Here is a 17852-nt window from a genome sequence, read left to right as displayed (position 1 = left end):
GCCGACGGCTCAGGCGCATGCCGACCGGGCCGACGCCGGTGCACGTCGGGCGCCGCCCGGGCCGGCGGGCCGCCGCGCGCGGCCGGACCGGGTCACGACCCGCGCATCGTGACCCGGCCCGCCGCACCGCTCCAGGACGGAACCAGCCCGCCTCCACCCGGGACGGGTGCGCACCATCACGGCCAGACGCGCCACCCCCACGGACGGGCACGCCACCGGCACGGACCAGCGCGGCACCCCCACGGACAGGTGCGCCACCCCCACAGACCGGCCCGCCACCGCCACAGATGGGCACGCCACCGCCAGGGACGGGTGCGTCAGCGGTGTGCTGTTGTGCGGTCGGGTGTGCTATTGCACCACCGGTGTAAAGAGGGACGGCAAGGCGGTCAGGCCGCGCATCCAGATGGACGGGCGCCAGGTCAGCTCCTCCGGTTCCACCGCCAGGACCAGGTCCGGCAGCCGCTCCAGCAGCGTCTCGACCGCCGTACGGGCGATGACGTCGGCGAGCAGCGGGGCCGGGTAGGGGCAGCGGTGCTCGCCGTTGCTGAACGACAGATGGGCGGAGTTCTCCGCGCCGACGTGCGACTCGGGCCAGATCTGCGGATCGGTGTTGGCCGCGGCGAGCCCCAGCACGAGACAGTCGCCCGCCCGGATCTGCCGCCCGCCGAGCTGGGTGTCGCGCACCGCCCAGCGGCCGATGAAGTTCTGGGTCGGCGTGTCCAGCCAGAGGACTTCGTTCAGCGCCTCGCCGACGCTGAGCCGGCCGCCCGAGACGTTCAGTGCGAACCGCTCGTCGGTGAGCAGCAGCCGCAGCGTGTTGCCGATCCAGTTGGCGGTCGGCTGCTGGGCCGCGGCGATCACGGAGATCAGGTCCTGGACGATCTCCTCGTCGGTCAGTCCCGCAGGGTCGAGCAGCATCCGGGAGGTGACGTCCGGGCCCGGCTTGTCCCGCTTCTCCTTGACCAGCCGCTGGATGCGCTCCCCCACCCGGGTGTAGGCCGCGACCGGGTCGTCGCCCTCCGCGGCGTCCAGCGAGATCCGCAGGTCGTCCACGAGCTGCTGGGTGTCGGTGCCCTCGTGCGGCATCCCGCACATCTGCACCGCGGCCCGCATCGGCAGGGCGTGCGCGTAGGCGCTCATCAGCTCGGCCCGGCCGCTGCCGGCGAACGAGGCGATGAGCCGGTCGGCGATGATCTGGCAGTCGCGGGCGAGTTCGAACTGGTCGACGCCCTCCAGTGCCTGGGTGATCACGCCGGCCCGGCGCCGGTGCTCCTCGCCCTCGGTGAACAGCACCGAGGGCTGGTAGCCGACGAAGGGCAGCAGCGGCCAGTCGGCGGGAATGGCCGGCCACTGGTTCCAGCGCCGCGAGTCCCGGGCGAACAGCTCGTCATGGCTGGTCACATAGCTGACTTCGGTGTAGCCGAGCACGAGCCAGGCGGGCACGTCCCCGTCCAGCAGTACGGGCGCGACGGCGCCGTGCTCGCGCCGCAGGCTGCGGTACAGCTGTGCGGGCGCCTGCTGGTACTCCAGACCGGCCAGCGGCACCGCGCCCTCGTGGGCCGGGCAGCCCGGGGGCGGTGTGGGGTCGGATCCGGTGTCGGTCACGATGCGTTCTCCTTGACCGCGGCCATCTGGTAAAGGTGATCCACGAGGGTGATCAGCACGTCCTTGCCCGACGCCCGCACCCGCGCGTCGCATTCGATCAGCGGCACGTGCTCGGGCAGGCTGAGCGCCTGGCGAATCTCGTCCAGGGAGTATCGCGAGGTGTCGTCGTCGAAGCGGTTGACGGCCACCACGAACGGCGTGCGGTGCTGTTCGAGACGGTCGATCGCGTACCAGGAGTCGTTCATCCGCCGGGTGTCGACCAGCACGACCGCGCCCAGTGTGCCGGAGAACAGCCGGTCCCACAGGAACCAGAAGCGCTCCTGCCCGGGGGCGCCGAACAGGTACAGGACCATGCGGTCGTTGAGGCTGATCCGGCCGAAGTCGAAGGCCACGGTCGTGGTGGTCTTCGCTCGCACCCCGCTGATCTCGTCGACGCCGACACCGGCCTGCGTCATGACCTCCTCGGTGTTCAGCGGCCGGATCTCGCTCACCGAGCGGACCAAGGTGGTCTTGCCGACCCCGAATCCGCCCACGACGACGATCTTGAGTCCGGTCTCGGCGGCATCGGCCAAGGGCGCGCGGCTGGAAGGCAGCTCAGAGATTGCGGAGCCCATCGAGCACCTCCTTGAGAAGGGCGGTTTCGGGAAGCGAAGCGAAGGATTGCGCCGCGCGCGGGTGGCGTGCCGTGATCCGGCTGGTGGCCAGCAGGTCACCGAGCAGGATGCGCACCACGGTGATCGGGAGTTTCAGCTCCGCGGCGATCTCGACCACGGCCGTGGGATGCCGGCACAGTTCGAGGATCCTGACGTGTTCCGACTGCATGCCGGCGGTCGGCTCGCACTCGCTGACCACCAATGTGACCAGGTCGAAGGAGTCGTCGGCACGGCTGCGCCCGCCCGTGACCGTGTAGAGCCGATCGGGATCACCGGTGTCCACGGGCCTGCGCATCACGAGGAGGCACTCCCCGCCACGGGCTGGCGGGGCTCGGCCCGCAGGTGCTCGCCGATCTGCTCGACCAGTTCCGTCATCTGGTTGCCGACCACGCCCGGGTCGGCGTCCTCGTCGGCGACGACGGCCAGGTGCGCGCCCTCGCCCGCCTCCACGATGAACAGCAGCCCACCGTGGAACTCGGTCATGGAATGGCGGACGCCGCCGGTGCCGTTGCCGAACTCCACGGAGGCGCCCTGGGCGAGTGCCTGGATGCCCGAGCAGATCGCGGCGAGCTGGTCGGCCTGGTCCAGCGTCAGGTTCTCGGTCCAGCAGAGCTTCAGGCCGTCCCGGGACAGCACCAGGGAGTGACGCGTCCCGGGGGTGCGTTCCAGGAGGTTCTGCAGAAGCCAGGTCAGGCTGTTGTCGGTGGTCTGCATGGCAGGTGATGGGACGGTGGTGCCCGGTTGTCCGGTCACCGGCCCGTTCCTCCAATCTCGCGAACATGGGGGCAGGGATGCCAGGGCTCTGGGCGCCGTACGGAAGGCGCCGTGGTGCTACTCCGGGACGGGCGGCTCGGACTCCGCGGCGCCGGAGGGGGCGCCGCCGCCCGCGCCGGCCCGGCGTCCGCGGTGGAAGGCGCCGAACTGCGCGCCGGCGTCGCGGGCCGCCCCGCGGGCGCCCGGCCGGGTTTCGTCGCGCGCGGGGGCGTCGTCGGCCGCCTTGCGCTGCTGTCGTTCGAGTTCGGCCTCGGCCATGGTCCGGCCGGGGGCGCGCACCGGCAGCCCGTTGGGGGTGGAGCCGGCCGGGCGTTGCAGGGGCGGCTCCGGTTCGGTCGCGCGCGGGGTGTCCGGGCGGTCCGTGCCGAACAGGTCGTTCTCCACGGCGGGGGCGGGTCCGGGGGTGGGGATCACCGCTTCCGCGCGGGGCTCGGACGTGCCGGGGGCGGGCTCGCGCTGCTGGGCGAGCAGTTGGGGCGGCAGCAGGACGACGACGCCGGTGCCGCCGCGCGAGGAGGGCCGGAAGTTGACGCTGATGCGGTACTTGGCGGCGAGCCGGCCGACCACGGCCAGGCCGAGTCGGGTGCCCTGGAGCGAGGCGAGGTCGGTCGCCTGCCCCGCCACCGCCTTCTCGGCGTGCCGCATCGCGGCGTCGGCCATCTTCAGTCCGCTGTCCTCGATGGTCACGACGATTCCGGCGGTACGTTCCTCCACATAGACGTGGACCTCGTCGATGGGTGGCGAGAAGTTGGCGGCGTTGTCCATCAGTTCGGCGAGCAGATGCATGACGCCCTCGGCCGCGTAGCCGGAGATCGCGGCCTGGGTCGAGCAGTGCATCCTGACCCGCTGGTAGGCGGCGATCCGGCCGACCGCGCCGCGCAGGATGCTCTCCATCACGATGGGCTTGTTCCAGGCGCGGCTGGAGCGCCCGCCCATGAGCAGGGCCAGCCGGTCGGTCATGAGGCCGAGCTGGGAGGTGCCGTGGTCGAGGCGCAGCAGGTCGCCGAAGACCTCTTCCCCGTGCCGTTCCTGCATCTCGCGCAGGTCGGCGAGCATGCTGACGGCCTTGGCCTGGACGCGGCTGAGTGCCTTGGCCGAGGCGGCCTGTGCGGCGGCGGCGCGCCGCTCGCTGAGGGCCATCTCGCGTACGAACAGCTCCGCGGGTGTGCGCAGCAACGGCAGGCTGGGCCAGTCGAGTTCGGCCAGCACGACATCGGCCGAGGCGCCCTCGCGCAGCCGGGCGACGGCGGCGGGCAGCGTCCGCTGCGTCAGCTGCTCCAGCTCCGCCGTCGCCCGCGCCGTCTCGCGCTGGGCCTCGTGGTGCTCGGAGCGGACCGCGGCGGCCTGCCGTACGGCGTCCTCCATGAGGGTGGCGAAGGTGTGTGTGATGCGCCGCAGTTCGGGTTCGGCGACGGAGGCGGCGCCCGCCAGCGCCTCGTCGGCGCCCGCCCCGTCCAGGAGTTGCTTCGCCACGGCCGGCAGGGCGACGTTCGCCACGTGCAGGGATGCCGCGTGCTGCTGGGCCAGTTGGGCGTTGAGGGTGCCGATCTGCGCCGCCTGCTGGTCGGCGGTGCGGCGGGCGCGCCGCGAGAGGCGGGAGCCGACCAGGACGGAGCAGGACAGACAGAGCCAGGAGGCCCCGGCCACCGCCAGCGTCCAGCCGCGGGCGGCATCGGGGGCCGCCGCCGAGACGCCGCCGGCCGCCGCGGCGGTCACCAGCAGCACGGCCGGGGGGACGGCCCGTGCGGCGCGGGACGCCTTGGTGGTCCGGGGCTGGCTGGTGGGAGCAGGCACTGACATTCCGCGGTCCCTCTGGTCCTTGAGAGCAGGGCAAGGTCGATCGGCACGCATCGACCGCAGGTCGGAACGGCTCCCACGGGCAGCGGGTCCGTCCGGACGGCACCCGGCTCATGCTAGCCATCCCGCCGACCGCGGATACCGGACAAGTTGCACAGTCCGCCCAGGAGCCAACTTCGTCGGAATTTGGCCACCCGAACGGAAGTGCGTGGTAAGGATTTTTGATCGGTACCGGCGGCGCAATGTCCCAAAGGCCCCGTCTTTCACAGGGGTTACTTGGCGTCCCACGGGACGTGGACCGACCACGCCGTCGTTGACCGGCCCAAGGGGCGACGATTTTCAGCCGATTACGGTTGGCGAGATGGCGTGCGCCGAGCGTTCAGGCCGCCTTGCGGGCCACGCCGCCGTAGAAGCCGATCGCGGCGGAGCCGTCCGGCGGCGGGGCGTCGGGGCGCCAGAACGGGACCTGGGCGAGACCGGGTTCGACGAGTTCGAAGCCGTCGAAGAACCGCTCGACCGCGGCGTGCGAGCGCAGGTTCAGGGTCGCGGTGGCCCTGCTGTAGACGGCCTGGGCGGCGCTGCGGTCGGCGAAGTCGCCCGTGGCGTGCGAGAGCACCAGGTAGCTGCCTGCCGGGAGCGCGTCGCGCAGGGTGGCGACGACCTCTCCCGGCTTCTCCGCGTCGGTGAGGAAGTGCAGGACGGCCACCAGGAGCACGGCGACGGGCTCGTCGAAGTCGATGACCCGGCGGACGCCGGGGTGGTCCACGAGGGCCCGCGGGTCGCGCAGGTCCCCGAGCACGATGCCCCGCCCGCCGGAGCCGCCGAGCAGCGCGCCGGCGTGCGTGTGCACGATCGGGTCGTTGTCGACGTACACGACCCGTACGTCCGGGGCCAGTTCGGCCGCCGTCTCGTGCACGTTGGGCGAGGTGGGCAGTCCGGTGCCGATGTCGAGGATCTGGCGGACGCCGCCGCCGACGACGTACCGGACGGCCCGGCGCAGGAAGGCGCGGTTGGCCTGGACGCCGATGCGCACCTCGGGCGCCGCGGCGGCGAGCGCGTCGCCCGCGTCGCGGTCCACCGGGTAGTTGTCCTTGCCGCCCAGCAGATAGTCGTAGATCCGGGCGGGGTGCGGCCTGCTGGTGTCGATCTCCTCGGCGCGGAAGCCGTCCTGTCGCACGCTGCGCTCTCCTCTCGGTGACCGCCGCGACCCCCTTGCCCGCGGCCGGCCATCACAGCCTTTCACATCAACTTCACTCTGCCCGGCGGCAGTTGGCGGTTCACACACCCCGCACGGCCGCTTCTGGCGCGCGGGGCGCCGGGCTCTCGGCCTGCCCGGGTCACGAGCGGCGCGAGCGCCGTGCCACGGCGAGCGCCCCGGCGCCGAGGGCGACGACGAGAGCCGCGGCGCCGGCGATCGGGCCGACCGGGGCACCCGAACCCGTCTCCGCCAGCGGCGGCGCGCTGTCGTGGGGCGACGGCTCGGGGGTGGCGGGCGGGGCCGACTGCAGGGGCGGGACGTCCGCGCTGGTGGGGGGCGTCTTGGCCGGCTTGGGAGTGGTCGGCGCGCTGGTGGTGCCGGCGGGCGGCGTGCTGTCCGCGGGGGTGGCGGGCGTCGCGGGGGCCGTCGGGGTCGGGGTCGGCTCCGAGGGGGTCGGGGTGGGCGAGTCGGGCGCGGACGGGGCGCACGCCTTGTCGCCGCCGTTCCACGCCGCGATGAGGTGATAGGGGGTGGCGACGTTGCCGGGCCGGTACGGCGCCGGGCCGTGGCCCTCGCCCGTGCCGCCGTCGTAGGTGACGTCGTCGCCGTACAGGTCGATCTGGCCGTAGCAGTCGGGCGACTTGACGGTGAGCCGCTGCCAGGTCCGCCGCGCGTCGTCCGAGCCCGCCACGTCCGCTGCGGTCAGGTGGACGGTGGCCTTGTCGACCAGGGTCTGCCGGCCCGACGTCTCCCAGTCGGGGCCCTCGGTGGTGTATTCGGCCAGGGAGACGGGGTACGCGCAGCCCTCGGCCACGGACTGGCCCGGGGCCAGCCGGACCTCGACGGTTCCGGGGACGGTGTCCCACTGGTGGAAGCCGCCCTGCGAGGTCCAGTCGGCGCCGACGGCGTTTCCGTCGGCGCCGACTATGCGGTACTGGACCGTGGCGGACTGGCAGCCGGCGCCCGTCGTGGCGCTCGCCGCGCCCGCCGTCCCGAGCACGGGAACGGCGGCGACGACGGCGGTTGCGGCGAGAGCGGCGACGGTTCTGGGGCGATACGAACGCGACAAGATGAGCCTCTGCGTCAGTGATGTGTGGGAGGTGGCGGGCGCGAGGCAGGCACACCGGCGCCGACCGACGCGGCCGACGGACCCCCGACAAACCCCGATAGACGCCGACGGGCACCGATGGAGACGGGGCACACGACGGACACACGGAATACATCAGATACATCGAATATGTCGGACACTTCGGATACGTCGGCGACAGCCGGGCGGGCCGGACCGGATCGGGCCGGACCACTCGCACCCCTTCGCTCACTTCAGTCACAGCGAAGTAGCTGAATTCTTGTCACCTTTCACAACTCCCGTCAATCCTTCACGAGTTCGCCATGCGCCAGGAGGTCTCAGTAGGGCGGCGGAATCTCCTGCTCGGCCCAGATGATCTTCCCGTCGGCCACGTACCGGGCGCCCCAGCGATGGGCCAGCTGGGCCACGAGGAACAGGCCGCGGCCGCCCTCGTCCATGCTGCGGGCGTGCCGCAACCGTGGGGCGGTGCTGCTGGCGTCGGCGACCTCGCAGGTCAGCCGGGAGTCACGGATCAGCCGCACCCGCACCGGCGGCGAGCCGTAGCGGATCGCGTTGGTGACCAGCTCGCTGACGATGAGTTCGGTGGTCATGGCAAGTTCCGGGCAGCCCCACCGCGCCACCTGCCGGGTCGCCCGGGTGCGCAGGTCGGCGACGGCCGCCGGGTCGAGCGGCACCTCCCAGGAGGCGACCCGGTCGGCGCCCAGGCCGTGGGTGCGCGCCAGCAGCAGCGCGATGTCGTCGAGTTGCGGCGTGGGCACCAGTTGCTGCGCGGCGCCGCGGCACAGGGTGTCGAGGTCGAGGTCCGGCCGGGCCAGCAACTGGCCGAGCCGGGCCATGCCCACGCCCATGTCGCGGTCGATCCCCTCGACCAGGCCGTCGGTGTACAGGCCGAGCAGGCTGCCCTCGGCCAGTTCGATCTCGGTGGCCTCGAAGGCCACCCCGCCCAGTCCGAGCGGCGGCCCGGCGGGCAGCTCGGGGAAGGAGACCTGGCCGTCGGGGGTGACCACCACCGGCGGCGGATGGCCCGCGCGGGCCATCGCGCACCGCCGGGTCACCGGGTCGTAGACGGCGTACAGGCAGGTCGCCCCGAGGAACGTGGTCACGGTCTGGTGGGACGCCTCGTCGTCGGGCTCCTCCTCGCTCAGCCGCAGCACGAGGTCGTCCAGATGGGCCAGCAGCTCGTCGGGCGGCATCTCCATGTCGGCGAGGGTCTGCACGGCGGTGCGCAGCCGGCCCATGGTCGCGGCGGCGGCGATGCCGTGCCCGACGACGTCGCCGACGACGAGCCCCACCCGGGCACCGGAGAGCGGGATCACGTCGAACCAGTCGCCGCCGACCCCGCCGGTCGCGTTGGCCGGCAGATAGGAGGAGGCCACCTCCATGGCCGTGCCGCCGGTCAGGACGTGCGGCAGCAGGCTGCGCTGGAGCGTGACCGCCGCCGTGTGCTCGCGGCTGTAGCGGCGGGCGTTGTCGACGCACAGCGCGGCCCGCGCGACCAGCTCCCGGGCCAGCAGGACGTCGTCCGGGTGGAAGGAGACCGGGTTGAGCGAGCGCATGAACGTGGCGAGGCCCAGGACGGTGTTCCGGGCCCGCATCGGCACGGCGATCATGGAGTGCAGTCCGTACTCGCGCATCCGGGCCGCGCGGACGGGCTCCTCGGACACCCACAGCGGGTCGTCGGCGTCGAGGACGGGGGTGAAGATCGGGTCGCCCTCCACGAGCAGGTTCAGGTCGTGCGGCGGGGGGATGAAGTCCACCCGGTCGCCGATCTGCGCGACCGCCTCCGGGCAGCCGTCCCGCGCCGAGCTCATGCCGGCCCGGCGCATCACCGGCCGCGCGGTGGCCGGTCCGGCGTCGGACAGCCACGTCCCGTGGCCCTGTGTGCTCAGCACCGGCTCCAGCAGGTCCACGACGACGAAGTCGGCGAAGCGCGGCACGGCGAAGTCCGCCAGTTCCTGCGCGGTCCGCATCACGTCGAGGGTCCTGCCGACGCTGCTCCCGGCCTCGTTGACCATGGACAGGAGGCGGCGCGCGTGCCAGCGCTCGGTGATGTCCAGAACCATGTAGCAGACGCCGGTGAGCGAGCCCGCGGCGTCGACCAGCGGGAAGAACGACGAGGAGTAGGCGTGCTGGCGGTGCGGATCGGCCCAGCTCCAGCCCTCGTACTCGTAGTCGATGACCGGGATTCCGGTCACCATCACCTTGCGCATCAGTCCTTCCAGCGTCTCCGCCTGAAGGCCGGGCAGCAGCTCGCTCAGCCGCTTGCCGAGCCGCTGCTCCCGGGGCACCCCGCCGAACCGCTCCAGGGTGTCGTTGAGCCAGAGGTAGCGCAGCTGGGGATCCATCACGGCCATGCCGACCGGGGAACGGGTCAGGAACCCGTCGAGTACGGACTGGCCCATCGTCCACTGCGGCAGCTGCTCCCGGGCCGAGACCAGGAAGCACTCCTCCCCGCCGATCAGGAACGCCGCCGACACCCGCAGGTCGACCTCGACGCGGTGGCCGTCCCGGTGCCGCAGCGGGATCAGGCCGCTCCAGCCCACGCCGTCGCGGCACCGCTCCACGATGCCCGCGAGCCGCAGGGGATCCCCGGCCAGCGCCAGCAGCCGGGCGCCGGAGCGGCCGACGACCTCCGGTGCGCCATAGCCGAGCAGCGCCTCGGCACCGCTGGTCCATCCGACGACGGTGCCCCGTGCGGAGATCACCGCCACCGCGTCGTTGGACGCGTCGAGCGGATCGCGCGGCCCGGCGGTCGGAGGCGCTTCGGATCCATTTCGCCCAGATGCCATCTATCCCATCCTCTACACGACAATATGGTCCTGCTTGGCCGCCGGATGTGCACGGCCCGAGCCACCGGGGCCCCCGGACACCGAACGTCCGGGCGCGGAGCGGAATGACGTGGTGGCGGACCGTGACCAGGCCCCACCCCACACAAGAGCGCGCAGTTCGGCGCCGAAACGGTCGGACTCGGGCCGGGCGGTGTCCAGCGCGGTGTCGGCCGCCGTGGTCGGTTCGAGGACGACGGCGCGATGCCCTGGCGGGTGCGGCGCCTTCGCCGGCAGCCCGGCGGCGGTGAGCCGGCGGGCCGGCACGGTGACCGCGGGCTCGCGCAGACCGAGGGTGCGGGCGAGGTCGCCCCTGGCTGAGGCCCGGCCGGTCGCGCACCGCCGACAGCGCGCCCGGCCGCGCCGTGGTGATCTCCGCGGTGTCCAGCGGGCGCCGGTCGGCGGTGGTCCGCAGCCGGTGCGCGGCGCGCTGCGCAGAAGGCGGCCGCACCCTCGCCGTCCGCCGCTGTGGCCTCTTCACGCTCGCGGCCGACGGCACCGAGCGGCTGTGCGCGGTGGCCCAGGGCACGATCGCCGTCATGGAGCACACGAAGGACTAGGCTCGTCGGGCCCGCACCCGGTCGTCGGACGATGGACGGAGCCGCCAGATGAACGTTCGCCGTGTCGTGCCCAATGCCCGGTCGGCCGCGCCGCGCGAGAGCGCCGACTTCTACGAGGCCCTCGGCCTCAGGGTGGTCATGGACCTGGGCTGGATCGTCACGCTCGCCTCCCCCGGGAACCCGACGGCACAGCTGGGCCTGCTGACCGAGGACCGGACCGCGCCGGTGGTGCCGGACGTGAGCATCGAGGTCGACGACGTCGACGCGGCCCACGCCGCGCTGCGGGAGAAGGGCGCCGAGATCGTGCATCCGCTCACCGACGAGGAGTGGGGCGTGCGCCGCTTCTTCGTACGGGACCCCGACGGGCGGGTGATCAATGTCCTCAGCCACCGCTGAGGACCCGCGGGCGCGAACCGCAGCGTGCCCGCCCGGGCGACGGTGCCGCACCCGAGTTCGGCCGTACCGGGCAACTCGGCACGGTGGACGGCGCCCTGACGAGCCGTGAGACTGGAGGCCGCACAGCCCTCGACCAGGACGGTGATCATGTATCAGGAAACTCCGCGCGTCGAACTCACCCCGCAGGCCGCCGACCTGGTCCGCCGGTTGCGCGCCGCGCACGGCCCGCTGATGTTCCACCAGTCCGGCGGCTGCTGCGACGGCAGCGCCCCCATGTGCTACCCGGACGGCGAGTTCCGCACCGGCGGTTCGGATGTGCTGCTGGCCGAGCTGGAGGTCGAGGGCGTCGACGAGCCGGTCACGTTCTGGATGTCGCGCAGCCAGTACGAGGGGTGGAGCCACACCCGGCTGATCGTGGACGTGGTGCCCGGACGGGGCAGCGGCTTCTCCCTGGAGGCCCCCGAGGGCGTGCGGTTCCTCACCCGTTCGCGAGTGGTCGACGCGTAGCGCTCCGCGGGATGGGCCGCGATGTGCCGTCGGTCGTCTGCGGCACCGTCGTGGCTGGTCGCGCAGTTCCCCGCGCCCCTTCGGGGCGCGCTGTCGAACCGCAAGCCGCTTCGCGCTCGGCGGGTCACGGCCGCAGGCCGCTCACCAGGTCCGCGGTCGCGGTGAGCCCGCTCTGGATGGTCGGGGCCATGCTCGTGCTCGCCAGATAGAAACCGAGCAGCACACAGACCAGGGCGTGGGAGATCTTCAGCGCGCCGTTGCGCAGGAAGACCACGGCCAGGATCAGGAGCAGCAGCACCACAGAGATGGAAACGGCCATCGCGAACCTCCTCCGCCACGCCAGTTCGCGGCGTTCGGCCGCAAGTGTGGCGTAGCGGAGGGTTCGTCCGGGCGGCTGACGTGCCCCCCGATCGAGTGGTGTTCGCGGTGCCGCTACGCCGCGGCGTGTGCGTCAAGGAACGCTTCGAGGCCCGCGAGGTCGTCGGTGTTGAGGTAGTCGACGCCGGCGGCGAGCAGTTCGGCCCACAGCGCGTCCCGGGCCGGGCCCGCCGCGTCCGGGGTGGCCCAGAAGCGGACCTGCTGCCCGCGCGCGTGTGCCGCCCCCACGATGCCGCGCAGCTTCTGCCGTTCGGCGGCCGGGAAGGTGCCCTCGCCCAGCCAGCTGAAGTTGAGCGTCCAGTTGTCGCTGATCAGCGGGATGAAGGAGGCCGGTGCCGAGCTGCCGAGGTCGGTCAGCCGGCCGTCGTAGAACGCGCGGCGCTCGCTCTGGGCGGCCATCGGCGTACGGGCGGCACGGTCGCCGGAGATCACCGCGGTGACCGGCCCCGGGTGCACCCGGCCGTGCGCGTAGGTGGTGAACAGGTGCTTGTAGCGCCGCAGATGACGGTCGAGTTCGAGGTAGGTCGAGGAGCCCTCGGTCTTGATGTCGATGAGCAGTTGCAGGGGCCTGCGCGCGCCGCGGTACACCGCGCCGTGGCCCGCCCGCACGCGGGCGGCGAGCGGGTCGAGGTAGAGGGATTCGAGGGTGCGGGACGGGTCGAGGTCGGTCACGTCGTGGCCGATGAGGAGCTGGTCGCCGACGAGGAAGATGTCGGCCTCGACGCTGCCGAAGCGGTGGTCGAGGGCGTCGAAGAGGGGACGCGGGTGCTCGTAGTCGTTGTGGGCGTGGGCGTGCCACAGCGGGCGCGGGCCGCGCGAGGCGTCGCCCGCCCACGCCTGAGCGGCGGGCAGGGCGACCGCGCCCGCGAGGGCGGCGCCGAGGGTCGTGAGGGCTCTGCGACGGGTGGTGAGGGCCATGCTCTGCCTCCCTGGTGGGGCCGGGTGGGACCGAAGGGAGTATGCGTGCCGTCGCGGCCCGAGTGACCGGTACGTGCGGGGAGTTGGCCGGACCGCCGCCGCCCGTTCACTTCACCCGGCTGCGCCCCCGGCCCGCCCCCGCTGTCACGCCATCGGCAACACCCGGGTAGGGCAAGGCGGTTCCCCGACGCCGGGCCGGTACGGCGGCGCAGCCACCCGGCACCTGTCAGGCGACGCCCCCGTGTTCCGGCCCCGGTACCACGGTCACCCGGCCGGTCGTTGCGCCGGCGGCGACGCGTTGGACGGCTGCCGCGGCCTCCTCCAGCGGTACCCGGGCGCTGACCAGCGGCCGGATGGCACCTCGCGCGGCCAGGTCGGTGAGCCGTTCATGGCAGTGCCGGACCAGCTCGGGGTCCTTGGTGCGGTACAGGCCCCAGTGCAGGCCGAGAACCGAGTAGTTCTTCACCAGGGCGTGGTTGAGCGCCGGGCTCGGGACGGTGCCGCTCGCGAAGCCGACGACGACGATGCGGCCCTCGAAGGCGACGGACTTCGCGGACTGGGCGTACGCGTCGCCGCCGACCGGGTCGTACACCACGTCGGCGCCCCGGCCGCCGGTGGCCTGCTTGACCGCGGCGACGACATCCTCCGTGTGCCGGTCGATGACGGTGTCACAGCCCAGTTCCCGGGCGACTGCGGCCTTGTCGGCGCCGCCCACGACGCCGATGACGGTGGCCCCGGCCGCCTTGCCCAGGTGGACGGCCGCGCTGCCGACCCCGCCCGCGGCGGCGTGCACGAGCAGCGTCTCGCCGGCCTCCAGGCGGGCCCGCCGGTGCAGGCCGAACCAGCCCGTCTGGTAGCCGATGTGCAGCGCGGCGGCCTCGGCGTCGTCCAGTGCGGCGGGCGCGGGCAGCAGGGCGGCGGCGTCGGCGACGGCGTACTCGGCGAAGCCGCCGTGCGGCAGCGCGGGGGTGGCGATCACCCGGCGGCCGTCCGCGGTCTCGCCGCAGATCTCCACTCCCGGGGTGAACGGCAGCGGCGGGCGGACCTGGTACTGGCCGCGGCACATCAGCGCGTCAGGGAAGTTGACGCCCGCGGCGCGCACCCGCAGCAGGACCTGGCCGGCGCCGGGCGTGGGCCGCTCCGTCTCGGTCAGCCGCATCACCTCGCTCGGTTCGCCGATCTCGTGCACGTGCCATGCCTGCATGCGGGGCCTCCACGGACGGTGTCGCCTGACCGGACTCAACCCGCATACTAAGCGGTCGCTTGCCACCCTGGGAACAGCCGCCCAAGCCGACACCGGCCGGCCACGGTCAGCCACGGCCAGTCACGCTCGGCCACCGCCGGCCACGGCCGGCCACCGGCAGCCGTGGTCGGCCGTCGGTCGCACTCGGCCGCCGTCAGCCCGGTCGACCGCCGTCAGTCGTCCTCGGCGCGCCGCGTCGGCCGCGCCCGCACATGCATCCGCTCGCCCTGCGGCCCGAAGAGGCTCAGGAACTCCACCGGCCCCTCCCCCGTCGACCCGAACCAGTGCGGGACCCGGGTGTCGAACTCCGCCGCCTCCCCCGCCGTGAGCACCACGTCGTGCTCGCCGAGCACCAGCCGCAGCCGACCGGAGAGCACGTACAGCCACTCGTAGCCCTCATGGGTGCGCGGATGGGGCTGCTGGCTGCGCTGCGGTTCGAGCACCTTGAACGCCTGGAGCCCGCCGGGCTGACGGCTCAGCGGCCAGTGCGTGCGCCCGTACCGCTCGATGGGCCTGGCCGCGGGCACCCGCGGGTCGCCGACCGGCGGTGCGCCCACCAGTTCGTCCAGCGCCACCCGGTGCGCCCGCGCGATCGGCAGCAGCAACTCAAGGGATGGCTTGCGCAGGCCCGCCTCCAGGCGCGAGAGCGTGCTCACCGAGATACCGGTCGCCGCCGAGAGCCCGGCGAGCGTGGCGCCGCGCTCCTTGCGGATGCGCCGCAGGCGCGGCCCGACCTCGGCGAGCACGTCATCCGTGTCGTCCACGCGGTCCATGTCACGGTCGTTCGCGTCCGTCATGCGTCCATTGCAGTTTCGGCAAACGCGTTTGTCAATACGGCAGCGTGCGGGCGACTGTCTCCGTGGAGGTGGTCAACCATGACCGAGAAGACCGAGAAGGCCCAGCGGACTGACGAGACCGGGACCTACGAGGCGATCGTCGTCGGAGGCGGGGCGGCCGGGCTGTCCGCGGCGCTGGTCCTGGGGCGCGCCAGGCGCCGCACACTGGTCGTCGACGCGGGTGAGCCGCGCAACGCGCCCGCCGCGCACATGCAGGGCTATCTGACCCGCGACGGCATGCCGCCCGCCGAGTTCCTGGCCGCGGGCCGCGCGGAGATCGCGCGTTACGGCGTGGAGCTGGTCCGGGACCGCGCGGTGGACGTGACCCGCGACGACGGCTTCGGCGTGACGCTGGCCGGCGGCGGGACGGTGCGCGCCCGGCACCTGGTCGTGGCGACCGGGCTGCACGACGAGCTGCCGCCGGTCGACGGGCTGGCCGAGCGGTTCGGCCGGGACGTGCTGCACTGCCCGTACTGCCACGGCTGGGAGGTGCGCGACCGGGCGTTCGGCGTGCTCGCCACCTCCCCGCTGAGCGTCCACCAGGCGCTGATGGTGACCCAGTGGTCGAAGGACGTGACCTTCTTCCTGCACCGGGTCGCCGAGGACGAGCTGTCCGACGAGGATCTGCGCAGACTGGCGGCGGCCGGGGTACGGGTGGTCCCGGGCGAGGTCGCGGGCCTCGCGGTCACCGACGACCGGCTGACCGGGGTGCGGCTGGCCGGGGCCGGGGAAGGCACGGTCCACGAGCGCGAGGTGCTGTTCGTGGCGCCGCGGGCGGTGCCGCAGACCGATCTGCTGGTGCGGCTGGGCGCCGAGATGCGCGAGACGCCCTTCGGCACCTTCCCCGTGGTCGACGAGCGGGGCCTGACGAGCGTGCCGGGCCTGTGGGCGGCGGGCAACGCGAGCGGCTTCGCCGAGCAGGTGGTGAACGCGGCGAGCCGCGGCTACCGGGCGGGCGCGGCGATCAACGGGGAACTGCTCTTCGCCGATCTGGACGCGGCCGTCGGGGTGTAGTCCCGGCTGCCGCGTTGCACCATGGCTGCATGCTGCTGGCCCGGCTCGCCCTCGTGTCCCGGGAGGTCGCGGCCACCGCGGCCCGGTCCCGGAAGACCGCCCTGCTCGCCGAACTGTTCCGGGACGCGGAGCCGGACGACGTGCCGATCGTCATCCCGTATCTGGCGGGCCGGCTGCCGCAGGGCCGGCTCGGCGTCGGCTGGAAGGTGCTCGGCCGGCGCGTGCCGCCGGCCGCGGAGCCGTCCCTCACGGTGCGCGAGGTGGACGCCCGCCTCACCGAGCTGGGCAAGCTCGCAGGACCCGGCTCGCAGGCGGAGCGCGCCCGGCTGGTCGGCGCGCTGTTCGGCGCGGCCACCGAGGACGAACAGCGTTTCCTGCTCGGGCTGCTCACCGGCGAGGTGCGCCAGGGCGCCCTGGACGCCGTCGCCGTGGAGGGCCTGGCGCAGGCGACCGGGGCGGACCCGGCGGAGGTCCGGCGGGCGGTGATGCTCGCCGGGTCGCTCCAGGCGGTCGCCGCGGCGCTGCTCGCGGACGGCCCCGGCGCCCTTGACCGGTTCCGGCTCATCGTCGGCCGCCCGGTGCAGCCGATGCTGGCGCGGACCGCCGCCTCGGTCGCGGAGGCCGTGGAGAAGCTGGGTGCCTGCGCGGTCGAGGAGAAGCTCGACGGCATCCGCATCCAGCTGCACCGGGACGGCGACTCGGTGCGCGTCCACACCCGCACGCTGGACGACATCACCGACCGGCTGCCCGAGGTGACGGCCGCCGCCCTGGAGCTGATGGGTGAACGGTTCATCCTGGACGGCGAGGTGATCTCCTTCGACCCGGCGGGCCGGCCCCGGTCGTTCCAGGAGACGGCCGGGCGGGTCGGCTCCCGGGTGGATGTGGCACGGGCCGCCCGGGAGGTCCCCGTCTCGCCGGTGTTCTTCGACGCCCTCGCGGTCGGCGACCGCGACCTGCTGGACCTGCCGTTCGCCGAGCGGCACGCCGAGCTGGCCCGGCTGGTGCCCGAGCCGATGCGGGTGCGCCGGGCCCTGGTGGCCGGCCCAGGGGACGTCCGGGAGGCGGAGCGGTTCCTCGCCGAGACCCTGGAACGCGGCCACGAGGGCGTCGTGGTGAAGGCGCTGGACGCGCCCTACAGCGCGGGCCGGCGCGGGGCGTCCTGGCTGAAGGTCAAGCCCGTGCACACCCTGGACCTGGTGGTCCTGGCCGCCGAATGGGGACACGGCCGCCGCACCGGCAAGCTCTCCAACCTGCACCTGGGCGCGCGCGGCCCGGACGGCGGTTTCGCCATGCTCGGCAAGACGTTCAAGGGCATGACCGACGCGATGCTCACCTGGCAGACCGAGCGGCTGCGGGAGCTGGCCGTCGCGGACGACGGCTGGGTGGTCACCGTACGCCCCGAACTCGTCGTCGAGATCGCCTACGACGGCCTGCAGCGGTCCTCCCGCTATCCGGCCGGCGTCACCCTGCGCTTCGCCCGGGTGATCCGCTACCGCGAGGACAAGCGTCCGGAGCAGGCCGACACCGTCGCGTCGCTGCTCGCCGCGCACCCCGAGGTACGGCCGTGACCGGGCGGCGCAGCGCGGGCCTGTTCCTGTTCCGGCACGCCGAGGACGGTCTTCAGGTGCTGCTCGGCCACATGGGCGGCCCGTTCTTCGCCCGCAGGGACGCCGGGGCGTGGACCGTGCCGAAGGGCGAGTACGGGGATGACGAGAGCGCCTGGGACGCGGCCCGGCGCGAGTTCCGGGAGGAGCTGGGCCTGCCGCCGCCGGACGGTGCGGCCGTACCGCTCGGCGAGGTCAGACAGGCGGGCGGCAAGGTCGTCACGGCGTGGGCGGTGGAGGGGGACCTGGACCCCGCGGACGTGGTGCCCGGGACCTTCCGGATGCAGTGGCCGCCGCGCTCCGGGCGGACCCAGGAGTTCCCGGAGCTGGACCGGGTGGCCTGGTTCGGGCTCGACCGGGCCGGGCAGTTGATCGTGCGGGCGCAGGCCGCGTTCCTCGACCGGCTGGCCGAGCACGCGGCGGGCCGGTGAGCGCCGCCCCGCGGGGCGGCGGAGCG

18 protein-coding genes are annotated in these 17852 nt (G+C 73.6%); 6 read left to right on the top strand and 12 right to left on the bottom strand.

What is annotated here, in order from left to right; genetic code table 11:
- Positions 1-348: 348 nt before the first annotated feature.
- The 8 genes from AC27LF_RS31295 to AC27LF_RS31260 form a co-directional block, all read right to left on the bottom strand.
- Positions 349-1605 (bottom strand): cytochrome P450, encoded by a 1257-nt coding sequence (locus AC27LF_RS31295; RefSeq protein ID WP_479661961.1) that lies wholly within the window; start codon positions 1603-1605, stop codon positions 349-351.
- A complete protein-coding gene (locus AC27LF_RS31290) occupies positions 1602-2219 on the bottom strand; it encodes a GTP-binding protein (protein ID WP_479661960.1) in 618 nt (205 codons plus the stop codon). Before AC27LF_RS31290 ends, AC27LF_RS31295 begins: the two co-directional genes overlap by 4 nt.
- Entirely contained in the window at positions 2200-2556 is a 357-nt protein-coding gene (locus tag AC27LF_RS31285; protein ID WP_404034794.1) for a DUF742 domain-containing protein, read from the bottom strand. Before AC27LF_RS31285 ends, AC27LF_RS31290 begins: the two co-directional genes overlap by 20 nt.
- The gene (locus tag AC27LF_RS31280; RefSeq protein ID WP_487227771.1) at positions 2553-3011 is read right to left on the bottom strand and encodes a roadblock/LC7 domain-containing protein; all 459 of its coding nucleotides are present in this window, start codon (positions 3009-3011) and stop codon (positions 2553-2555) included. Before AC27LF_RS31280 ends, AC27LF_RS31285 begins: the two co-directional genes overlap by 4 nt.
- Before the next feature lie 78 nt (positions 3012-3089).
- On the bottom strand, positions 3090-4832 hold the full coding sequence (locus tag AC27LF_RS31275; protein WP_479661958.1) for a sensor histidine kinase: 1743 nt from the start codon (positions 4830-4832) through the stop codon (positions 3090-3092).
- Positions 4833-5208: 376 nt separating this feature from the next.
- On the bottom strand, positions 5209-6006 hold the full coding sequence (locus tag AC27LF_RS31270) for an SAM-dependent methyltransferase (protein ID WP_479661957.1): 798 nt from the start codon (positions 6004-6006) through the stop codon (positions 5209-5211).
- Between the two features lie 160 nt (positions 6007-6166).
- Entirely contained in the window at positions 6167-7096 is a 930-nt protein-coding gene (locus AC27LF_RS31265; protein WP_487227818.1) for a hypothetical protein, read from the bottom strand.
- A 335-nt stretch (positions 7097-7431) separates the two neighbouring features.
- Entirely contained in the window at positions 7432-9903 is a 2472-nt protein-coding gene (locus tag AC27LF_RS31260; protein ID WP_479660829.1) for a SpoIIE family protein phosphatase, read from the bottom strand.
- Positions 9904-10319: 416 nt separating this feature from the next.
- Between AC27LF_RS31260 and AC27LF_RS31255 the strand changes: the two genes are divergently transcribed.
- The 3 genes from AC27LF_RS31255 (at position 10320) to AC27LF_RS31245 (ending at position 11402) form a co-directional block, all read left to right on the top strand.
- Complete coding sequence (locus AC27LF_RS31255; RefSeq protein WP_479660830.1) at positions 10320-10499, top strand: hypothetical protein; 180 nt, start codon at positions 10320-10322, stop codon at positions 10497-10499.
- A 48-nt stretch (positions 10500-10547) separates the two neighbouring features.
- The gene (locus AC27LF_RS31250; protein ID WP_479660831.1) at positions 10548-10895 is read left to right on the top strand and encodes a VOC family protein; all 348 of its coding nucleotides are present in this window, start codon (positions 10548-10550) and stop codon (positions 10893-10895) included.
- A gap of 147 nt (positions 10896-11042) precedes the next feature.
- Positions 11043-11402, top strand: coding sequence for a DUF779 domain-containing protein (locus AC27LF_RS31245; protein WP_479660832.1), 360 nt, complete (start codon positions 11043-11045; stop codon positions 11400-11402).
- A gap of 124 nt (positions 11403-11526) precedes the next feature.
- On the opposite strand, the gene AC27LF_RS31240 is transcribed toward AC27LF_RS31245, so the two are convergent.
- From AC27LF_RS31240 to AC27LF_RS31225, 4 genes are all read right to left on the bottom strand, one after another.
- A complete protein-coding gene (locus tag AC27LF_RS31240; protein WP_404038644.1) occupies positions 11527-11721 on the bottom strand; it encodes a hypothetical protein in 195 nt (64 codons plus the stop codon).
- Positions 11722-11834: 113 nt separating this feature from the next.
- A complete protein-coding gene (locus AC27LF_RS31235) occupies positions 11835-12698 on the bottom strand; it encodes a phosphatidylinositol-specific phospholipase C/glycerophosphodiester phosphodiesterase family protein (RefSeq protein ID WP_479660833.1) in 864 nt (287 codons plus the stop codon).
- 226 nt (positions 12699-12924) lie between these two features.
- Positions 12925-13902, bottom strand: coding sequence for an NADPH:quinone oxidoreductase family protein (locus tag AC27LF_RS31230; protein ID WP_479660834.1), 978 nt, complete (start codon positions 13900-13902; stop codon positions 12925-12927).
- A 212-nt stretch (positions 13903-14114) separates the two neighbouring features.
- A complete protein-coding gene (locus AC27LF_RS31225; protein ID WP_479660835.1) occupies positions 14115-14738 on the bottom strand; it encodes a helix-turn-helix domain-containing protein in 624 nt (207 codons plus the stop codon).
- Positions 14739-14816: 78 nt separating this feature from the next.
- Here AC27LF_RS31225 and AC27LF_RS31220 point away from each other — a divergent pair, with 78 nt between their 5' ends.
- The 3 genes from AC27LF_RS31220 to AC27LF_RS31210 are packed head-to-tail and all read left to right on the top strand — an operon-like array spanning position 14817 to position 17826.
- Complete coding sequence (locus AC27LF_RS31220; protein ID WP_479660836.1) at positions 14817-15791, top strand: NAD(P)/FAD-dependent oxidoreductase; 975 nt, start codon at positions 14817-14819, stop codon at positions 15789-15791.
- 29 nt (positions 15792-15820) lie between these two features.
- Positions 15821-17359: an ATP-dependent DNA ligase gene (locus tag AC27LF_RS31215; protein ID WP_479660837.1), complete on the top strand. Its 1539-nt coding sequence runs from the start codon at positions 15821-15823 to the stop codon at positions 17357-17359.
- Positions 17356-17826, top strand: coding sequence for an NUDIX hydrolase (locus tag AC27LF_RS31210; protein ID WP_479660838.1), 471 nt, complete (start codon positions 17356-17358; stop codon positions 17824-17826). Before AC27LF_RS31215 ends, AC27LF_RS31210 begins: the two co-directional genes overlap by 4 nt.
- The last annotated feature ends 26 nt before the right edge of the window (positions 17827-17852 follow it).

This window comes from Streptomyces diversicolor (assembly GCF_057537855.1).
The sequence above is the reverse complement of the archived record's forward strand: the minus strand, read 5'-3'. Positions and strand labels throughout refer to the sequence as shown.

Excerpts from the sequence above, each read along its gene's own strand:
- AC27LF_RS31290 (WP_479661960.1), bottom strand. The coding sequence starts at position 2,219 with ATGGGCTCCGCAATCTCTGAGCTGCCTTCCAGCCGCGCGCCCTTGGCC.
- AC27LF_RS31275 (WP_479661958.1), bottom strand. The coding sequence starts at position 4,832 with ATGTCAGTGCCTGCTCCCACCAGCCAGCCCCGGACCACCAAGGCGTCC.
- AC27LF_RS31260 (WP_479660829.1), bottom strand. The coding sequence starts at position 9,903 with ATGGCATCTGGGCGAAATGGATCCGAAGCGCCTCCGACCGCCGGGCCG.
- AC27LF_RS31250 (WP_479660831.1), top strand. The coding sequence starts at position 10,548 with ATGAACGTTCGCCGTGTCGTGCCCAATGCCCGGTCGGCCGCGCCGCGC.
- AC27LF_RS31245 (WP_479660832.1), top strand. The coding sequence starts at position 11,043 with ATGTATCAGGAAACTCCGCGCGTCGAACTCACCCCGCAGGCCGCCGAC.
- AC27LF_RS31240 (WP_404038644.1), bottom strand. The coding sequence starts at position 11,721 with ATGGCCGTTTCCATCTCTGTGGTGCTGCTGCTCCTGATCCTGGCCGTG.
- AC27LF_RS31235 (WP_479660833.1), bottom strand. The coding sequence starts at position 12,698 with ATGGCCCTCACCACCCGTCGCAGAGCCCTCACGACCCTCGGCGCCGCC.
- AC27LF_RS31230 (WP_479660834.1), bottom strand. The coding sequence starts at position 13,902 with ATGCAGGCATGGCACGTGCACGAGATCGGCGAACCGAGCGAGGTGATG.
- AC27LF_RS31225 (WP_479660835.1), bottom strand. The coding sequence starts at position 14,738 with ATGACGGACGCGAACGACCGTGACATGGACCGCGTGGACGACACGGAT.
- AC27LF_RS31220 (WP_479660836.1), top strand. The coding sequence starts at position 14,817 with ATGACCGAGAAGACCGAGAAGGCCCAGCGGACTGACGAGACCGGGACC.
- AC27LF_RS31215 (WP_479660837.1), top strand. The coding sequence starts at position 15,821 with ATGCTGCTGGCCCGGCTCGCCCTCGTGTCCCGGGAGGTCGCGGCCACC.